The organism is Bacillus sp. FSL H8-0547 (assembly GCA_038002745.1).
Taxonomy (GTDB): Bacteria; Bacillota; Bacilli; order Bacillales; family Bacillaceae; genus Bacillus_P.
In genome coordinates this window covers 1181819-1198923 of record JBBODD010000001.1, presented here as the reverse complement: position 1 = coordinate 1198923, position 17105 = coordinate 1181819, and the positions used below count along the sequence as shown (strand labels likewise).

The 17105-nt window shown below is 40.8% G+C and carries 23 protein-coding genes and 1 pseudogene; 18 read left to right on the top strand and 6 right to left on the bottom strand.

Annotated features, from left to right (window positions below; translation table 11 throughout):
* Nucleotides 1–76: 76 nt before the first annotated feature.
* Nucleotides 77–580: an ATP-binding protein gene (locus tag MHB63_05845; protein MEK3806100.1), complete on the top strand. Its 504-nt coding sequence runs from the start codon at nucleotides 77–79 to the stop codon at nucleotides 578–580.
* Nucleotides 581–679: 99 nt separating this feature from the next.
* A complete protein-coding gene (map, locus tag MHB63_05840) occupies nucleotides 680–1420 on the top strand; it encodes a type I methionyl aminopeptidase (protein MEK3806099.1) in 741 nt (246 codons plus the stop codon).
* Nucleotides 1421–1570: 150 nt separating this feature from the next.
* Here map and MHB63_05835 read toward each other — a convergent pair whose 3' ends face one another.
* Nucleotides 1571–2068, bottom strand: a complete 498-nt coding sequence (locus MHB63_05835; protein ID MEK3806098.1) for a DinB family protein — start codon at nucleotides 2066–2068, stop codon at nucleotides 1571–1573.
* 226 nt (nucleotides 2069–2294) lie between these two features.
* Between MHB63_05835 and MHB63_05830 the strand changes: the two genes are divergently transcribed.
* The 16 genes and pseudogenes from MHB63_05830 (at nucleotide 2295) to MHB63_05755 (ending at nucleotide 12719) form a co-directional block, all read left to right on the top strand.
* Entirely contained in the window at nucleotides 2295–4091 is a 1797-nt protein-coding gene (locus tag MHB63_05830) for a T7SS effector LXG polymorphic toxin (protein MEK3806097.1), read from the top strand.
* 6 nt (nucleotides 4092–4097) lie between these two features.
* Complete coding sequence (locus MHB63_05825) at nucleotides 4098–4349, top strand: hypothetical protein (protein MEK3806096.1); 252 nt, start codon at nucleotides 4098–4100, stop codon at nucleotides 4347–4349.
* A 471-nt stretch (nucleotides 4350–4820) separates the two neighbouring features.
* Entirely contained in the window at nucleotides 4821–5177 is a 357-nt protein-coding gene (locus MHB63_05820; protein MEK3806095.1) for a T7SS effector LXG polymorphic toxin, read from the top strand.
* Between the two features lie 220 nt (nucleotides 5178–5397).
* Entirely contained in the window at nucleotides 5398–5844 is a 447-nt protein-coding gene (locus MHB63_05815; protein ID MEK3806094.1) for an SMI1/KNR4 family protein, read from the top strand.
* 352 nt (nucleotides 5845–6196) lie between these two features.
* Entirely contained in the window at nucleotides 6197–7087 is an 891-nt protein-coding gene (locus MHB63_05810) for a hypothetical protein (GenBank protein MEK3806093.1), read from the top strand.
* A gap of 16 nt (nucleotides 7088–7103) precedes the next feature.
* Nucleotides 7104–7409: a hypothetical protein gene (locus MHB63_05805; protein MEK3806092.1), complete on the top strand. Its 306-nt coding sequence runs from the start codon at nucleotides 7104–7106 to the stop codon at nucleotides 7407–7409.
* A gap of 211 nt (nucleotides 7410–7620) precedes the next feature.
* On the top strand, nucleotides 7621–8118 hold the full coding sequence (locus MHB63_05800) for an SMI1/KNR4 family protein (GenBank protein ID MEK3806091.1): 498 nt from the start codon (nucleotides 7621–7623) through the stop codon (nucleotides 8116–8118).
* Between the two features lie 450 nt (nucleotides 8119–8568).
* Nucleotides 8569–8868 (top strand): HNH endonuclease, encoded by a 300-nt coding sequence (locus MHB63_05795; protein MEK3806090.1) that lies wholly within the window; start codon nucleotides 8569–8571, stop codon nucleotides 8866–8868.
* A gap of 11 nt (nucleotides 8869–8879) precedes the next feature.
* Nucleotides 8880–9341 carry an SMI1/KNR4 family protein gene (locus MHB63_05790; GenBank protein ID MEK3806089.1) on the top strand — a complete coding sequence of 154 codons (462 nt, stop codon included), beginning with the start codon at nucleotides 8880–8882 and terminating at the stop codon, nucleotides 9339–9341.
* 35 nt (nucleotides 9342–9376) lie between these two features.
* Nucleotides 9377–9714 (top strand): annotated as a pseudogene (locus MHB63_05785) (hypothetical protein).
* 83 nt (nucleotides 9715–9797) lie between these two features.
* Nucleotides 9798–10133 carry a hypothetical protein gene (locus tag MHB63_05780; GenBank protein MEK3806088.1) on the top strand — a complete coding sequence of 112 codons (336 nt, stop codon included), beginning with the start codon at nucleotides 9798–9800 and terminating at the stop codon, nucleotides 10131–10133.
* 152 nt (nucleotides 10134–10285) lie between these two features.
* Entirely contained in the window at nucleotides 10286–10831 is a 546-nt protein-coding gene (locus tag MHB63_05775; protein MEK3806087.1) for a T6SS immunity protein Tdi1 domain-containing protein, read from the top strand.
* Nucleotides 10832–10903: 72 nt separating this feature from the next.
* On the top strand, nucleotides 10904–11374 hold the full coding sequence (locus tag MHB63_05770) for a hypothetical protein (protein ID MEK3806086.1): 471 nt from the start codon (nucleotides 10904–10906) through the stop codon (nucleotides 11372–11374).
* A 162-nt stretch (nucleotides 11375–11536) separates the two neighbouring features.
* Nucleotides 11537–11872: a tRNA-Val4 gene (locus MHB63_05765; GenBank protein MEK3806085.1), complete on the top strand. Its 336-nt coding sequence runs from the start codon at nucleotides 11537–11539 to the stop codon at nucleotides 11870–11872.
* Between the two features lie 200 nt (nucleotides 11873–12072).
* Nucleotides 12073–12408, top strand: coding sequence for a tRNA-Val4 (locus tag MHB63_05760; protein MEK3806084.1), 336 nt, complete (start codon nucleotides 12073–12075; stop codon nucleotides 12406–12408).
* A 62-nt stretch (nucleotides 12409–12470) separates the two neighbouring features.
* Complete coding sequence (locus MHB63_05755) at nucleotides 12471–12719, top strand: hypothetical protein (GenBank protein MEK3806083.1); 249 nt, start codon at nucleotides 12471–12473, stop codon at nucleotides 12717–12719.
* A 71-nt stretch (nucleotides 12720–12790) separates the two neighbouring features.
* Here the strand turns inward: MHB63_05755 and MHB63_05750 are convergent, their stop codons facing one another.
* The 5 genes from MHB63_05750 to MHB63_05730 all read right to left on the bottom strand — a co-directional run bounded on the left by MHB63_05750 (nucleotide 12791) and on the right by MHB63_05730 (nucleotide 17089).
* Nucleotides 12791–13525, bottom strand: a complete 735-nt coding sequence (locus MHB63_05750; GenBank protein MEK3806082.1) for a hypothetical protein — start codon at nucleotides 13523–13525, stop codon at nucleotides 12791–12793.
* A gap of 12 nt (nucleotides 13526–13537) precedes the next feature.
* Nucleotides 13538–14374, bottom strand: coding sequence for a DUF4097 family beta strand repeat-containing protein (locus MHB63_05745; GenBank protein MEK3806081.1), 837 nt, complete (start codon nucleotides 14372–14374; stop codon nucleotides 13538–13540).
* A gap of 50 nt (nucleotides 14375–14424) precedes the next feature.
* Complete coding sequence (locus tag MHB63_05740) at nucleotides 14425–15459, bottom strand: DUF418 domain-containing protein (GenBank protein ID MEK3806080.1); 1035 nt, start codon at nucleotides 15457–15459, stop codon at nucleotides 14425–14427.
* Nucleotides 15460–15508: 49 nt separating this feature from the next.
* Nucleotides 15509–16222 carry a type II CAAX endopeptidase family protein gene (locus tag MHB63_05735; protein MEK3806079.1) on the bottom strand — a complete coding sequence of 238 codons (714 nt, stop codon included), beginning with the start codon at nucleotides 16220–16222 and terminating at the stop codon, nucleotides 15509–15511.
* A gap of 201 nt (nucleotides 16223–16423) precedes the next feature.
* Nucleotides 16424–17089, bottom strand: a complete 666-nt coding sequence (locus tag MHB63_05730; GenBank protein ID MEK3806078.1) for a CPBP family intramembrane glutamic endopeptidase — start codon at nucleotides 17087–17089, stop codon at nucleotides 16424–16426.
* Nucleotides 17090–17105: the final 16 nt, after the last annotated feature.

The window sequence follows — 17105 nt, the reverse complement described above, 5'->3', positions numbered from 1 at the left end:
GAAACGTAGATGGACAAGGCTGAGTAAGAAGAACGATCAACGATAAAACCAATTATTAATAAAGGCGGGATAGCAACTGAACCAACTAGGAACCCTATACTTCTTCTGCGGAAAAATGGGCGCCGGAAAATCTACAGAGTCAAAACGATTGGCGTCAGATAAACGTGCGGTATTGCTGTCAGAGGATGAATGGCTTTCATCACTTTATCCGAATCAGATTGATTCATTTGAGGATTACAAACAATTTGCACTGCAGCTAAAGCCACTGGTGAAAAAGCATGTCCAAAACATATTATCTGTTGGTACAGATGTAGTTATGGACTTTCCGGCCAACACTCAAAAGCTGCGAAAATGGTTTTTAGGTTTGGCTGAAGAGGTTCATGCAGACCATCAGCTGATTTATCTCAACCTGAGTGACGACCAGTGCTTGCGCCAAATTGCTCAAAGACGTAAGGAACAACCTGAACGAGCGGCTTTTGATACGGAAGCGGTGTTTCATCATGTCACAAGTTTCTTCGAAGAGCCAGATGCATCTGAGGGTTTACATGTTATAGAGTTTAGTGGAGGATCTAAAGGGTAGATTGTCCGGCAGCCTATTCCCGAAGCATATTCCGGGTATTTTCGATTAAACAATGGAATAATGACACCTATAGAAGAAAAAGAAAAAGAGGTAGAAAAAATGATTGCTAAGACAGAAGAAGATTTCAACGGTTTAAAGGAAATCGGAAAGATTATCGCGTCCATTCGGGATGAATTGGTTCAAAAAACGGTTCCCGGCATTACGACGAAAGAGCTTGATGAGTTGGCTGGGGAGCTTTTTGAACAAGCAGGGGCCGTTTCAGCACCAAAAGGCGAATATGATTTTCCGGGGTATACGTGCATTAGTGTGAATGAAGAGGTGGCACACGGGATTCCTGGTGACCGGGTAATTCAGGAAGGGGATCTCGTCAATATCGATGTGTCTGCTTCCAAGAACGGTTATTTTGCTGATACGGGAATCTCATTTGTTGTGGGAGAAGGCGAAGAAGTCTTAACGAGATTATGTGCCACTGCGAAGAAAGCATTTGAAGCGGGCCTTGAGAAAGCAAAGCCAGGTTCCAAAAAAAGCAGAATAGGAAAAGCGGTATTCGAAACAGCGCGGCAACATGGGTTCACCGTTATCAAAAACCTTACCGGTCACGGGATCGGCCGTAAAATCCACGAAGCCCCTGACCATATTTTAAACTATAATGACCCGTGGGATGATGAGATCCTGAAGGAAGGAATGGTCATCGCCTTCGAACCGTTTATCTCCACCTCTGAAGAAGAAGTGTTCCAATTGGATGACGGCTGGACCTTTGCTACGGAAAAGAGCTATGTCGCTCAAGTGGAACATACAATCATCCTGACGAAAAACGGGCCGATTATTTTAACTCTTTAATGCTAGATAGAAGCAATTTTGAAAAAAGGTAACTAATATGATGGCAGCTCTGTTACCCTGATGGAGTGCGTTATAATTAGTTCTAAAAAAGAAGCAGGAACCCGTTAACAGGTTCCTGCTTCTTTTCATTTACATTTAAACAGGAGCCCACTAAGACCAATCAACCCCGCCCCAAGAAGATTGTAACTTCCGAAGCAAAACAATTTGTCCAATATGATAAGAATCATGCATCATAATACTGCTGATTAAGCGCTCAATGGAGGGCCTGTTCGCTGCATAGGGGGCTTTTAGCTTTTCGTCATCCAGTTCCGCGATGACGGTTTTGAATTGATTCATGACTTCATCAAGGCGCTGTACTGTTTGGGCCCAGCCATTTTCGTCTTCCGGATCCCCGGGATCTGCAAAGGTTTCTTCATTATCCTTTATTTTATGCGGGTTTTCTGTGCCCTTGATGCGGTGAATGACGTCATCATTCCAATAAATCAAATGGTTGACAATCTGCCATATCGAATTGCTCTTTCCTGAACCTGTCCATGATGCCTCAGGCGCGGTTACTCCATCAAGCGCCTGTTCCAAGGATGCAAACCAGTCATTCTCGCGCCAATGCATGTCGAGCTGATCTGAAAAAATGGTGGTTATTGTTTGCATACATCATATCTCCTCACTGATTAGGGTAATCTTTCAAAATGAAACATAGTTGAAAATCCCGAAGACATTGATTCAGGGTATAAAATTCTTCATCCTACTATTCGGCTCATCCAGCTTATATCCCTGCATCATGACGCCCCACGATGATTCTGCTGGTGGCTGCTATGCTTTTATGTCCATTTACATTTAAACAGGATTCCAACCCGCCTTTCATGATAAACTATAATTGGAAAATTACGACAAGAGGGGGCGGTTGGTTCTGAATGCGTTGTATGAAGCAGACAGTCTGATTTCAGCAATGGAAAAGCGTGCGAATGACTATAAAAACGTTAGGGAACAGCTGCTTGTCTTACAGAAGACCATGGATCAAGTCGCTCAGTCCCATTATCTTTTTCAGGGTGAAGGGGCGGAGGCTGTCCAGAGCTTTTACCAGGAACAGGCGTCGCTTGTGGATGAGTGGCTGATCCTTGTGGATATGCAGATTGCCTTCCATAACGGAGTGGCAGCAGATGCGGCTGATTCGAATTTGGCCGGCCACACCTATATCAATGTGGAGTTTCTTGAACATGAACTTGCTAATGGCTACAGACGGTCCAAGGAGATGGTTGCCGATCAGCGAACGACCTTGACCGGAATTTTAAGCAGCATCAGCGACCTTGTAGACCTGCAGCCTTTCGATTCAGGCCCCTTTGAAACGCAAATGGACAAGGCTGAGAAAGAAAGAAGAACCACCATTGACAAAATGCATGAACTGACTGAAAAATTGACCTATGAGTACCGGCAGTCCGAAGCCATTCAAGCGCACATTGTCAGCCGGTTTCAAGCCTTGATTGATGCTACCCGGCAGGGCGCTCAGGCTTCACCTGTCTATTTTGATGCCAAAGCATACCGGAACAGTGCCGCCTACAAAATGAAAGACAGTGTGCATCATCAATCGCATGCCTATCTTTCGTTTAAAAAGAAACAAGCCGAAGAGCGCAGAATTCAGGAACTACAAAAACAGCTCGATCAGCCAACGCTTTCTCTGGACGAGTATTTGAAAATAGCAGAGTCCATCGGGGATGAACATTTAACCTCTGACCAGAAAGAAATTGTCAGACTGATAAAAGTGAAAAAACTACATGGAGAAAGAGCAAAAGGGGTCAGCGCAGGCTTATGGAACTTCACAAAAGATGCTGCTTCCGGCTTATGGGATGTCCTAATGACTCCTCCCGAACAGGTTCTTTGGGATATGGGGAAAGCTGTCATCAACTATGAAGAAACCTATGCCCAAATCAGCGCAGCCATCGCCAGCTCCTATGAGAGAGATATGGTCAACGGAGACGACTATACCCGCGCTAGATGGGTCACCTATGCAATTGCCACAACCGCAACTTCATTTGTAGGATTAAAAGGTGCTGATAAAACAGCGAAAGCGGGTTTTGTGGCGGGAAAGAATGCTGTGCGGGAGACGAAAGAGGTTGTTTCCGAGAAGTTGAACTCTTTTCCTGAAAATGAGTTAGTACTTAATTATGAAGGTGTACCTTATAATACTGTGAATTCATTTGGGTTGAAGGGTGAGCTGGAAAAGCAGGTGTATTTGTTCTCTAAAAATACCAATAATTCTATACAGTATGCTGAATCGGGTGGAAGAAATATATCACCAGAGCAATTTTTTGAAGAAGAAGATATAGCAGAAGAGATGTATGAAAAATTCAGGAATTTAGGAAAAGAAGATGTAAATGCTATTGCTAGGAATACTGGCTTCCCGGTTACTAGAATACAAAGGATAAAAGAACATGTCTTTTTAAAGTCTCATATTAAGGATCACGGTATCGGGAGGTTTGATCCTGATTATGAACTAGCTCAAGCATGGCAAAGGTTAATAGATGGGAAGTATCTAGATTCTGATATAAAATTATTACATCACGAAATTTTCGAATCGAAATTTGAGGGGATATTTCATACAAACTATAGAACGGCTCATGATAAAACAATAGAATCTGGAAGGCACTGGAACTGGGAGAAAAATTATGAGGAGTGAAGATTCGTGGCGGTTTTTGTTTTAATGTTGAAGGAGTTTGAGGATGAAGATAGGGTAGTTTATCTTTATGGACCCAATGAAGATTTAATGGGACAAATAGAGTATGATAAGAAAAACAGAGTTATCAATCAGTTGTCGCAAATTAATTCAAGTGAGTTCGCGGATGACTTTTTTTTCAAGAGAGCAGGTAGACGCCTTTCAAGAATGATTATCAAGGAAAATTCAAATTTTGTCGATAGAACAACTATTGAATCCTGATTTATTTGAGAAGCACGGGAACGGTTCTCTTTCATCCAAAGTTGGATTGCTACTTGACTTAGAAAATGCGGTTACATGAAAGGTGTATGGAATTGGCGGTACAGAAATCTGCATCGAACAAAACGTGAGCGATATGAAAATAGATCAATTCCAATTTAGGAATTGATCTATACAGCTCGGTGATGTCAGAGATACGTATGGATTTGACGGAATCATCGGCAGTGATTTCTTTCTTGCCAATGAGTTAATTATCGACTTTAAGAATATGGAAGCTAGATAAATAGGTTGAGATAAACATTACCACAACATGCCCAGCTCCATTTCACCTATGGAATGCGGAATAATTTGTTCTAAAACAAGAAGCAAGAACCCGCCAAAAGGTTCCTGCTTCTTTTCATTTATATTAAAACAGGATTCCAACCCGCTTTTCATGATAAACTATAATTGGAAAATTAAGACAATAGGGGGCGATTGGTTCTGAATGCGGTGTATGAAGCGGACAGTCTGATTTCAGCAATGGAAAAGCGTGCGAATGACTATAAAAACGTTAGGGAACAGCTGCTTGTCTTACAGAAGACCTTGGATCAAATCGCTCAATCTCATGATCTTTTTCAGGGAGAAGGGGCGGAGGCTGTCCAGAGCTTTTACCAGGAACAGGCGTCACTGGTGGATGAGTGGCTGATCCTCGTGGATATGCAGATTGCCTTTCATAACGGAGTGGCAGCAGATGCGGCTGATTCGAATTTGGCCGGCCACACAGCTATCCATATGGAGTTTCTTGAACGTGAACTTGCTAATGGCTACAGACGGTCCAAGGAGATAGATTAGATAAGGGAAGCCTATATATGAAATATTTTAGTTAACTATAAAGCACTTGATTGTCTTTTAGGCAACAAGTGCTTTTTTGAGAGAAATTAACCCTTTGGACAACTTTGTAGCACGGGGACGGTTTTCTTGCTTACCAATGGCGTCATCAACAGGAACCGGGAAAAATGGAACTAGTGGACAAAGAAATTCATGCTCAAACAGGAATTAAAGGAGAGATAGTATGATTAATGTAGAATGGGATACTTCAGATTTTATTGAGGTAACTAATAAGGATATTCAAGATGTTGAAAATCAGCTTGGAATTAAGTTTCCTTTGGATTATATTGCAGTAATAAAAAAATTTAATGGCTGTTCACCGATTCAAGACTTGGTCAGTAGAGAGAACTTTAGTGAACCATTTGGCTATTTACTAAGCATTGGGAAAGAAGATGAATCTATTGATTTGTATAAAACCTATACTAATGTTAAAGATCGATTAATTGACAACGTTTTTCCTTTTGCAGATGATCCAGGGGGGAATTTATATTGTTTTGATTATAGATCAAGCGACCACCCTTCAATATGTTATTGGGACCATGAAGAAGCATTTGAGAATCGTGAGAAAGCAATAAAGTTCATTTGCCATACATTTACAGATTTGATAGAGTCTCTTACAGAAGACGAATAAAATACATAAAGCCAACAAATGCATAATGAAACCCTAGAATAATAAAAAGAATGAATTCTTGGGTTTTATTTTTTTTAGTACATCCTTTTAAAACATTTCTTTGAAAATAAAAATATTGCTATGAAAGTTAACGGATTTTCCTCTATTTGTAAAGTGGAATTCAGTCTTCTCCACACGTACGTTCTGATGCAAAAGCATAACATAACCGAACAATGCACCCTACAAAAAGAAAGACAGCGTCCACCATCAGGCACATGCCTATCTTTCGTTTAAAAAGAAGCAGGCCGAAGAGCGCAGAATCCGGGAACTTCAAGAACAGCTCGAGCAGCCAACTCTTTCTCTGGACGAGTAATTGAAAATAGCAGAGTCCATCGGGGATGAACATTTAAACTCTGACCAGAAAGAAATTGTCAGACTGATAAACGTGAAAAAGCAGCACGGAGAAAGGATAAAAGGGGTAAGCGCGGGCTTATGGAACTTCACGAAAGATACTGCTTCCGGCTTATGGGATGTCCTGATGACACCTCCCGAACAGGTTCTCTGGGATCTGGGGAAAGCTGTCATCAACTATGAAGAAACCTATGCCCAAATCAGCGCAGCCATCGCCAGCTCCTACGAACGTGATGTGATTAACGGTACCGGCTATACCAGGGCAAGATGGGTCACCTATGCAATTGCCACGACCGCAACTTCAGTTGTAGGATTAAAAGGGGCTGATAAAGCCGGGAAAGCGGGTATTGCGGCAGGGAAGAATGCTGTCAGGGAGACGAAAACGGTTGTTTCTAATAAGATAAATTCAATAAGTGGCTACAGATTTTTTCCGGACAGGTTAGCTTATGTTGAGGCTTATGATGGTGGTCCTTATAATGTGGTGGATACGGTAGCTTTGAAGGAGAAGTTGGAGACGCAGGGGTATATGTTTTTTAAGGGTACATATAAAACTGTTGAACCTGTTTCAAATATGAATGAGTTTTTTGATATGGACTTTGGAAAATTAATAGTAAATTCCTTATCAAAATCAAAAGTGAAGTATGATGGACAATCAATTTATAAGGTAGAAAAGAAGACTGATAACCCATATTTGAAAAAGGGTTATGGAATTTATCTTGACGCTTTACACAAAGACCATTTAGAAGTAATAGATAAGACAGGGAATGTGAAATACGTTTTGAACTTGGATGGTACTTTAAACCCTGATAAGACTAAAAAAGCACTTGGACGGGTAGTTAAAGGGTGGAAATAAGAGTGGAGGATTTTATATGGATAAAAAATTAGAAGGAATATTGGAGATCCTAGATAAACTTAATTCAAGTAGCAATATTGTCAAAAAAGAAGATTTAGAAGAACAGTACGAGAACTTAGAGGATTTCAAGATGTTGAATAACGACTTAGATAGTCTATTAAAAAACTTTGGTTCAGTGGATACAAACAATGGTGATGAAGTAGAGAGAATGTTATTTGAACTTCATAGAATTATAACGACATTTGAATGGCATTTTTCTGAAATAAGCGATTTAAACACAACTATTTTAAAAGTTTATAAAGACAAAATTAATAATGTTTAATTATGAGAAGCCTTAAAAGAGTTTATTTTCTCTTAAGGCTTTTTTAGTGTGGGTGGATATATAATAGTACAAGATATAATTGATAGGTTTTTAAGGAAAGGTGTGAGGGTTGAAATTTGCTCCATATAATTCTTGGGAAATTCCATGACGAGATGAGTCTGCTATGTATTTGCTACGACCGTTCTTAACATTTTTTTCGGGAGTGAATCAGGTGGAAAAGATAAAGCAGTTGCTCACACAAGTAAAAACGTTACCACATTCCCGGATCATGAAACCTGCAGGTATACCCAGTATTGACGAAACAAAGCATATTTTACCTGCTGATTTAAACGAGTTTTATAGTTTATGTGGGGGATTAGCACTATTTGAAAATGAGGAATATCCCGTCTATTTCGTGTCACCTGATAAGTTTTTATTAGCAAATCCAATAATTGTAGGAGACCTGTGTGAAGAAGATATATCATCTGACTGGTATATTATTTGTAATGATGGAACGGACGAGTACTTAACGATTGATTTAAATAAAGAAAGATTAGGCAGATGTTACGATAGTTTTTTTGACCGTCACGGACTTGTAGGAGAGTCTCAAATCATCGCGACATCTTTAGCAGATTTACTTGAGCGACTTATAAATAATAAAGGTCGATATTGGTATTGGTTAAGAGATGATTTTATCTCTCTAGGTGATGCATATGATGAAATGGATTAGCAGAGTTATTATATGTAGAAAAATTGTCCTTGTTTGGCTAATCGCCACTCAAGGTTTCTTTATGTTGGTGGACATAGCCTCGGTCGCAGAGCAATAATGCTTGATAGCTATGGCTTCTTGGCTCACACTCTTTCACGAAGGGGCTCCAAGGCCTGCTCTATCTTCCAATAAAGTGTAGAGGGAGACGAAAGCGGTTGTTTCTAATAAAATTCATTCGGTAAATACTTATAGTTTTTTTCCGAATAGGTATGCCTATATTGATGGGTATGATGGGGCTCCTTATAATGTGGTGGATTCAAGTGAATTAAAAAATACATTAATTACAAGAGCTGCTGCTTACTCGTTTAAAGATGAACAAGGTAATACAAAAACCATTAATTTAAGAATGGGTCTTTAAAAAATGATGTTCATCCAATTACGAAAGTACCTTACGATAAAGATGGATTTCCTATGTTTGATGTAAAACACACCATATACTTAGATACAAAAGATTTTAAAAAAGATAGAACATCTCATTTTAGAATTTTATATAAGAAATTGCTTGATGAAATCAAGAGAAATCCTAGATTAATTTTAGATCTTGAATTAGATGAAGATGACTTGATAGATTTAAATGCAGGTACAACACCAGAGAAATACACGTGGCATCATCATCAAAACCCTGGCAGAATGGAATTAGTAGACAGTGAGATTCATTCAAGAACAGGACATACAGGTGGACAAAAAATTTGGGGTAAAGACTCTAATTAAGGAGATAAGATATGCAAAAAATAGATTGGCATAAAAGGAAAACCTTCAAACAAGCTTCTGAGCAAGACATTATTGCAGTCGAGAGAGAGTTGTCCATTAAATTCCCCCTAGACTACAGGGAATTTATTAAAGATCATAATGGATGTGCCCCTTTAAATAAGAATGTAGTATGTATAAATGATTTTAGAGAAACTCTAAACTATCTATTGAGCATTGGTGATCAGAGCAGACCGATTGATTTGCTAAGCACATATGCAAATATCAAAGACAGACTTATAGATGGAGTCTTTCCATTTGCGAAAGATCCAGGGGGGAACATGTTTTGCTTTCATTTTACTAATCGGAATAGTGAACCTGAAATTGTATTTTGGAATCATGAAGAAGCATTTGAAGATCGTAATAACGCTTTAACCTTCGTGTGTTCGAGTTTTACAGAATTAATTAGTTCCTTACAAGCTTATGAAGAGGAATAAATTCTCTTTTCCAATTAGATATAAGGAGCTGAAGCATGGGGTACGACACGTTAATTGAGACATTAATAAAGTTTGAAGATAGCGAACTGATTGTGGAATGGGAAAATGGATTGATAGTCAGCGGGAAACTAGATACTGTCTTTGAAACAGACAATGGACTTGAAGAGTCTGATTTTTACTATGCGGAATACGATGCAGCTGTTTTTAGAGTAAGTAAAATCTTATCCCCTCCAGCATCTATTGAAGATGATGTCTATCATTGGTTAACTACGGGGAAAGGTACATTAATTGAAATTTCTCTTCATGAGAACATCCGCCAATTACAATTGCTCTTACGAACGGAAAAGGGATATGGAAACGGAGAGACAACTAAGCATAATGCCTGTAAGAACCTTGTTTGGTCAATCTTTCGAGGTTTTTTTCGTGAAGGTACTCAGCTTGGAAAGGATGTTAATTATGAAACCAGATTCTTTATTTGAAACATTATTAAAATATGAAGGGAACGAAATGATTATCGAATGGAACAGCGGTCTGAAAATTGCAGGCAGAACAGACACATTCTATGAGACAAACAACGGGTTTGATGAAAAAGACTCTAAGTATGCTGACTATTATGCAACTGCGTTCAGAGTGGATCAGATAATAACACGCCCATCGTCTAATGTAGGATGGATTTACAACTGGCTTGTTCAGGAAAAGAGTTCATTAATAGAGATATCACTCCATGACGATCCGCCGAGCAGTGTCTACTTAGCGAATGGGCAATGTGTATGGAAGGGTTCTATAAAATAGATGTCACATCATATACTAGCCAAGTTTATGTTCATTGTCTAAAGCAACTGAAATACATTGCCGCTCACGTTAATTATACCCACAGCGTGGTTTGATCGTTTAGTAAAGGAGCTAAAAAAAGCATTAAAATCAAGCAAAGGAGGCAGTTGTAATTGGGGACAATATTGAATGATTTTACTGAGCATAAAAAGATATGTGCTGATGTTTTTGAGAAATTTAAGGACAAGCTTCCGGCAGAATTGATTGAAGTGTGGAAGAAACATGGGTATGGCTTATTTAAGGATGGATTTTTAAAAACAATTAATCCAGATGAATATTCAGAGATTGTTGAGCACAGCTATCTTAGGCATGATAGGGCCATTCCAATTTTCACAACTGCTATGGGTGATATCATAGTCTGGGAACAAAACAGGTATGTGTATTTATTAAACTACAGAAAAGGATATGCCCACATTGTGTCAGCCGGTCTAGATTTCTTTTTTGAGGATTTAGAAGATGAATCCTTTATGAATGACGAACTAATGTGGCTGCCCTATCCAGACGTTGTAATTAAGCAGGGTATTCCTGATTATAATGAGTGTTTCGGTTACACACCTCTATTAGCCCTCGGAGGAGAAGAGAAGGCAGAAAATCTTAAGATTGTGAAACTAAAAGAACATATACTTGTTCGTACAGAATTTATGGGGCCAATTCAGTAAGATGAGAATAAAAATAGAAGTTGTATTGGATACAATTACAGATTGTATGGTAGCGGTGATTTGGAATATGTCTTGACTAAATATGTTGATAAGGGATACTGGGTCAGTCAGCTATATAATGAGGTTGAAGAAATATTCATCGACAATCTTACCGACTTCAGTTATTCGACATGCTTTTCTTATTTCATTCAATTAACACTGAGCTCTAACTATAGAATAGGCAGTGAAGAATTTACACATTTTCTTAAAGAAAAGAAGGAGATTATTGGGGTTATGGTGTTAATTTCATCAATCGCACCTTATGCAGTAATTAAATTTAGTAAGTACACTTTTAAAGATGGGGCTGTACATTTACATGAAACATATTCTCCACTCAACAAGGAAACAGAGCGAATAAGTGAAAGAATAATAGAAATCTTAAATTCTGATGGCATTCAATCTTTGGAAGAATCTATCTTGAATACTCTAGTTCCAAATGTTTCTCTAGAGTTAAAAGAGAAGGATGTTACAATATTTAACTGTCTTTTTGAGGATAATTATTGATGATCATTCTGAATACAAATTTGCATCTAGAAACTAATTCACATGATTCACATAAAATTGCTGTTAGTTTGGAGAAAAAATTTTGGGAATATTCAGAGGGAAGATGTTATAGGTACACGATGAAGTGGTTGCAGCCCTTAAATACTTAAAAGGAAATGAAAGATGAAATATAAAGTTCTGTTTTATAGAGACCACCTTAACATGCTAAGAATTAAATTGCCGGATCGTGTAAAGCTGTTTACCGACTTTATTGAAGATATTTCTACAGCACAAGAGTTAGATGAATATGTAGAGGATGTTGAAAAAGTATTAAATGGCTTTTACGATGAATTTGAAATTCAATTAAATGCTGCTAGCGCTATAGTAAAGAGAGATCTAACTACGGTTGAAAACACATTTAGGATTGAAGAGCCGTATGAAAATACGATAGAAACTGACCAATTTTTAGAGCTGTTGTTACTATGGAGAGAAAAGATTCCGGAAAGATTTAGAGATTAAACTTTATTCTAGCGATTTACTAGAACGACTGTTGGATAACCAGGGAGACTATTGGTATTGCCTAAAGGATAAGTTTGTTCCTCTAGGAGAAACTTAAAAATCGAATTGTACTAAGTTAACTCAGGCTGTGCTTTGTCGAAGTATCTATTGAAAGGTATAAAGCGTGTAACTAAATATAAAAACAAAAAGAGTTGATTAAAATGAGATATGCGTATGAATTTAGAAAAGATCCTTTTGGAGACCTAGGAATAGTACTTCCAGAAGAAATAAGCATTTTCTCAGATTTCATTGAAAATATTGCTACAGAAGAACAAGTGGATGAGTATATTGAATACATCAAAAAAGTGTTAGATGGCACTTATGATGAATTTGAAATCGAATTAAATGCTGCAAGTGTACTAATAAAGAACGATGTGTCAGTTGTTAAAAACTATTTTAGGATTGAAGAACCATATGAGAATACGATTGAAACCGATCAATTCATACAACTGCTATTGGTGTGGAGAAAGAAAATTCCGGAAATATTCAGAGGTTAACCATCAAATAAGAAAACAGTTAAATCCGAGCTTCCATGGTATCCACCAGAGGATGAGTGAAATTGGCTTCGTACGTTTTGTTAATAAAGGAATATGAAGATGATGAAACTGTAGTTTACAAATTTGGACCTAATGAAGAAATTATGGGTAAAATTAAATTAATTAAAATAAACAGGAAGTTTTCAGAGTTAGAAAGTTTACCAGATCAAAATTTTCCTACTAAGTTTTATTTTGATCGGGCTGCTCAAAGATTGGCTGTTTTTCACAGCTTTACAAATTCGGATAGCTATTGTCATCCGGATTGGCATTGAGAGTGTACGCGGGAATTTGAGCCAAGAAGAATTCCTGGAAGCGTATATAAATTGAATCACACGGGCTGCTACTAAAAGTTCCCGTCTAGCAATGCATTCCAATGCAGTCGCGTTGCGCGCTCCACGCTCCCTGCTGCGGCGCAGAAGCCGAGTCCAATGTTGATCCACGCCGGCAGAGTAATGGGTGAGTTAAAGGTCCCGAAACGCTGAGCGATCTGGGGTACCTGGGTGACCGCATCGATGATTTGAGGGATGGCTAAAACCATCGGAACAATGAGCATGATCAGCGAAATGAAACTGATCCAGCGGCTCAAAGCGGGGTGTTCGCGATCGAGACGGGCACGCCGTCCTTCAGCGGAACTTTCATCCGGAATAAGCTGGTGCACCGTTCCTTCGTCGGTTACGAAATGGCAGCGTTTGAGGCCAAAGACCGTGGACGCTACCTCGATCGTTCCTCCAGCCACGGAGAAGGCGGCAGGGAGCTTAGACTCGGCGTAATGTTTGCCATCGAGGTATAGGTGGGCCGTTCCTTTATCGTCATCTGCAGAGAAAAACTTCTGCCAATACGGGACGTCAACTGCGAACACTGCTTGCCGGCCAGCATCGTTTGTCAATGTGAGGTAAAACAGTGCACGGGAGAGCTGCTGCCACCAGCGGAAATCCTTTAGCGGACGCCCGTTACCGGCCTTGACCCGCCGCGCTGCTTTACGTCTGCGTATCTCTTTGAACATTTCCTCAACTCCTTTTGTATATAAAATTAACAACAGGGGAAACCCTGCCTCAATTTTTTCACCATGTGGTTTCACTGACGATCCACATTACCCGATCCGAATATCACCCGAAACGGTTCTTACCTTGATAACATCTGTCGTCTTTTTAGGGGATTCTGGAGCTGTGATGTCTCCGGAAGTGGTCTTCAAGTCATAAAATCCTATGAACTCCGGATCGGGTGACAAAGTCACATCTCCGCTGCGAACGGAGATATCCAGGCTATCCGAACGTTGCCCCGTCACAGTAACGTTGCCGGCTGTGGACTGGACCGCCAGAGCGCCCTTCAGCCCATCCACCTTGATTTCGCCTGAGTGCAGCTGGATTTCCGCATTCCCCTGGATTCGATCCGCCGTAATATCCCCGGATTTTGAGGTTAAACTCAACCGTCCGGCAGTGATAGCTTCCGCGCGCAGTTTGCCGGAAGAAACGGACAAGTCGATATTTTCCGCCTTCAAACCGGTAAAGCTGGTGTTGCCGGAGTCCGCTTTATAGCTGATCTGCTGCAGTTTGGTTTCATCCGCCAGCGCTACAATTACCTTCGTCTTAATAGACTTATAGGTAGGTGCTGCTAATTTCACATCCTTCTGCAGTGGGAGTTCCAGCGTATTCCCTGTGATCTCCGTCTCTTTCAACTGGTCGATCGTGTTTTGCTGCATATTGCCACTGACTTCCACATAATTGGTGTCATCGGGGCTGGCGATGAACTCCATATTCACGTCAAATTCGCTTTCGATGGTGAGCGCACTCAGTTCGTCCGGTGTAAACTCCCATTTTTGCTCGTGTGAGGACAAATTGTCGACATACTTAAGCGGCTGGCAAGCCGTTCCGGCGAAGCTCAAGACGATCAGCGCAATTCCTGGGAAATACCACTTTTTATTGCGCAAGAATAACTCTCTCCTTTCAAAGTTTCTTAATTTGAATTTTTTGCATCTGTTTATCTTCGTATCGAAAGCCAGCTTCCATACGTTCCGCATCTCCAAAGCCATTCTAATGGGCCATATTTAAAATACGTAAGCCAATACGAAGAAGCTATGATTTGCAGGATCACTACAAGGAGACACGTTATCGCTGAAGACGTGTATGAAACTGCCGTATTAACTGGAATAAACACCGCAATGATAATCAGGATAATGGATTGACCAATGTAATTGGTAAACGCCATTCGTCCGAATGCATTTAATGGGGATAACATTTTCCGAAAATGGGGTTCAAGCAAAACGAGAAAACTGACGTAAAATACAGAGAAAAACGGAGCAAATGCTAAGGACAATTCTGTAAAGGCATAAAAGGCAACATTGGAGTCGATTTGTGCTTTGGATAACTCAAGTCCAGTCATACGGTTAGCCGATCCATTGTCAGGTGCTTCTTGCCAAAGAAAAACAGCTAGAATACAAGTTGCTATAAATGATAGAATAGCAGCCATCGTCCACAATTTTCGATTTTTACTATAATGTTCAAAGACACGATATTGCCCGAACGCCAGACCCAGTATAAAAAAGGGGAAAATGGCAAGCAGTTTATTTTCAAGATAACTTGCTAGAATAATTCCTGCTATACCTAAGATTAGGTTCATCTGTTTTGGAGCCTTATCAAGAAAAAAAACAGGGAGCCCCATAATGGCATAGATTAGCAAGGTTTCACCATCGTATATTAGGTGGTGCAAGACCCCTGCTGCAAGTAAAACCAGCATACGCCGAATAAAAAGGGCAGATGGATGGTCACTTTTCTCTTTCGCCCTGGATAAGAAAATCCAAAGTCCCAATCCGAACAAAAAGGAAAATATAGCGTAAAAGCGCCCCTCGACAAACAAATACAAGAAACGCTGAACCAAAATATCCTGCTGCGTTCCTGACAAATTAACGTTTGTTCTCCAAAGAGCCAGCACATTAACAAAAGGAAGACCAATCAACGCAAACCCTCTAATTAAATCAATAACATCCATTCGTTCCTTGCTTATTGTCGGTTCCATTATGACGTACCCCTTTTTTATCATTTCTGCAACGATAGGAGCCCAGTCTTTAAAGCGAACTAGCCACAACTGCAGTCAGGATTGTTATCGATCCATTGTAGGTTGCATGGACGATCACCCCGGGCCACACTGAGCCCGTCCGGTAAAACAAATAGCCGGCGGCCAAACCAGTCACGAACGCATACAGCCATACTTCATTCAAACCGTGAACGGTAGCAAAAATAAGTGCACTGCCAATAATGCTGATCCATGGACCATATTTTTTCAGCGCATTGGTTAAAACGGCGCGGAAAGCAAATTCTTCACCGAGCGGTGTCAATACAGCAATCATCAGAAATTGAGCGATGAATGCGAGTGTTCCTCCGCTCGCTGCAGATTCATAAGACGACTGGGTGCTGCCGGTAAATCCTATATAGTACATAATCAGAGCAAAAACACGAGTAAATACCAAAACACCAATCCCGAACCCGATGCCAGCCAGCAGCCACCGTACAGATGTCCCCCGGATGCCGAAAGCTTCCCTGGAGCGAATACGCAATACATAAGCCGCAAGGAAAGCACCTAATCCGGCTAGGCCGGATAATGCAGCAAAACTGATTCCGCTTATAACTGAAGCATCCTCCGTGGTCCAATTAATAATTTGGGCAACACCGAGCACAAGTACAAAATAGACGAGGCCCATTATTCCGATTTCAGGCCAGCCAGGCTCCTTTTCGTTCCTTACCGTTTTTCCTGATGGATTTAACGGATTGGAAGTTAACATAGACGGTCACCCCTTTATGGAAAATGTTTGTTTGCTGCTTACTAAAAAAAATTAAATCTTTGAATCTCTCTTTCTTTCCTCCATGAAACGCAACACTCCAGGGAAAAGTTACACTCTATTGAACGTAAAGTCAGTTAATTCTAAAATGAAGTCTCTTACCTGCTCAATACCCATTATTTGGTTATGGTACACTTTACGTATTTATTTCATATCATTTGTCAATCCCGACTGCTGGGCAACGCCCGCCCGCCGTTCGCGCATCCAGACAAATGCGACCATGGCGACGTTGACGGCGGCAAGGATGAGCAGGGATGCATCTCCCGTTTCAGTGGAACGGTCCAAGGTGTATACTTTGCCACCCGCCATGAGCGAGTTGACGGTCGACATCATGACGTTGTTGGCGACGTGGAACGCAATCGACGCCTCGATGCCGCGGCTAATGATCGCAATCAGCGCTGTTGAGGCGCCGACAACGAAGAAGTACCCAAACAGCCAAGGGTCGGTGGAACCGTGCATCACCGCGAAGTGAAGGCTGGAGATCAGGAGACCGACGATCAGGGCAGGGAGGATTGGACGCACCCAGGACGCAGCGGCCGGCATGACGGCGCTTCGATACATCAGCTCTTCACCTAAGGACTGGATCGGAGTGAACAAGAAGGTGACCGCAAGCATAGCCATCGTGGTGCCAGTGAAACCGAAGGCCGTCCATCCCGGTGCTTCGGGTGCGACGAGCGCGATCACACCAATTCCGGCGCCCACTAGCAGTGCCGCGCCGAGCAGGTACTGCACGAAGCGCTGTCTGTCGAATGCACGCGGTGAGCTGAGCAGGCTTCGCCAAGGCACTTTGGCCATCCAGACGAGGAGCAAGACCGCCAGTACACCT

Excerpts from the sequence above, each read along its gene's own strand:
- map (MEK3806099.1), top strand. The coding sequence starts at position 680 with ATGATTGCTAAGACAGAAGAAGATTTCAACGGTTTAAAGGAAATCGGA.
- MHB63_05835 (MEK3806098.1), bottom strand. The coding sequence starts at position 2,068 with ATGCAAACAATAACCACCATTTTTTCAGATCAGCTCGACATGCATTGG.
- MHB63_05815 (MEK3806094.1), top strand. The coding sequence starts at position 5,398 with ATGATTAATGTAGAATGGGATACTTCAGATTTTATTGAGGTAACTAAT.
- MHB63_05805 (MEK3806092.1), top strand. The coding sequence starts at position 7,104 with ATGGATAAAAAATTAGAAGGAATATTGGAGATCCTAGATAAACTTAAT.
- MHB63_05795 (MEK3806090.1), top strand. The coding sequence starts at position 8,569 with ATGTTTGATGTAAAACACACCATATACTTAGATACAAAAGATTTTAAA.
- MHB63_05790 (MEK3806089.1), top strand. The coding sequence starts at position 8,880 with ATGCAAAAAATAGATTGGCATAAAAGGAAAACCTTCAAACAAGCTTCT.
- MHB63_05780 (MEK3806088.1), top strand. The coding sequence starts at position 9,798 with ATGAAACCAGATTCTTTATTTGAAACATTATTAAAATATGAAGGGAAC.
- MHB63_05765 (MEK3806085.1), top strand. The coding sequence starts at position 11,537 with ATGAAATATAAAGTTCTGTTTTATAGAGACCACCTTAACATGCTAAGA.
- MHB63_05760 (MEK3806084.1), top strand. The coding sequence starts at position 12,073 with ATGAGATATGCGTATGAATTTAGAAAAGATCCTTTTGGAGACCTAGGA.
- MHB63_05740 (MEK3806080.1), bottom strand. The coding sequence starts at position 15,459 with ATGGAACCGACAATAAGCAAGGAACGAATGGATGTTATTGATTTAATT.
- MHB63_05735 (MEK3806079.1), bottom strand. The coding sequence starts at position 16,222 with ATGTTAACTTCCAATCCGTTAAATCCATCAGGAAAAACGGTAAGGAAC.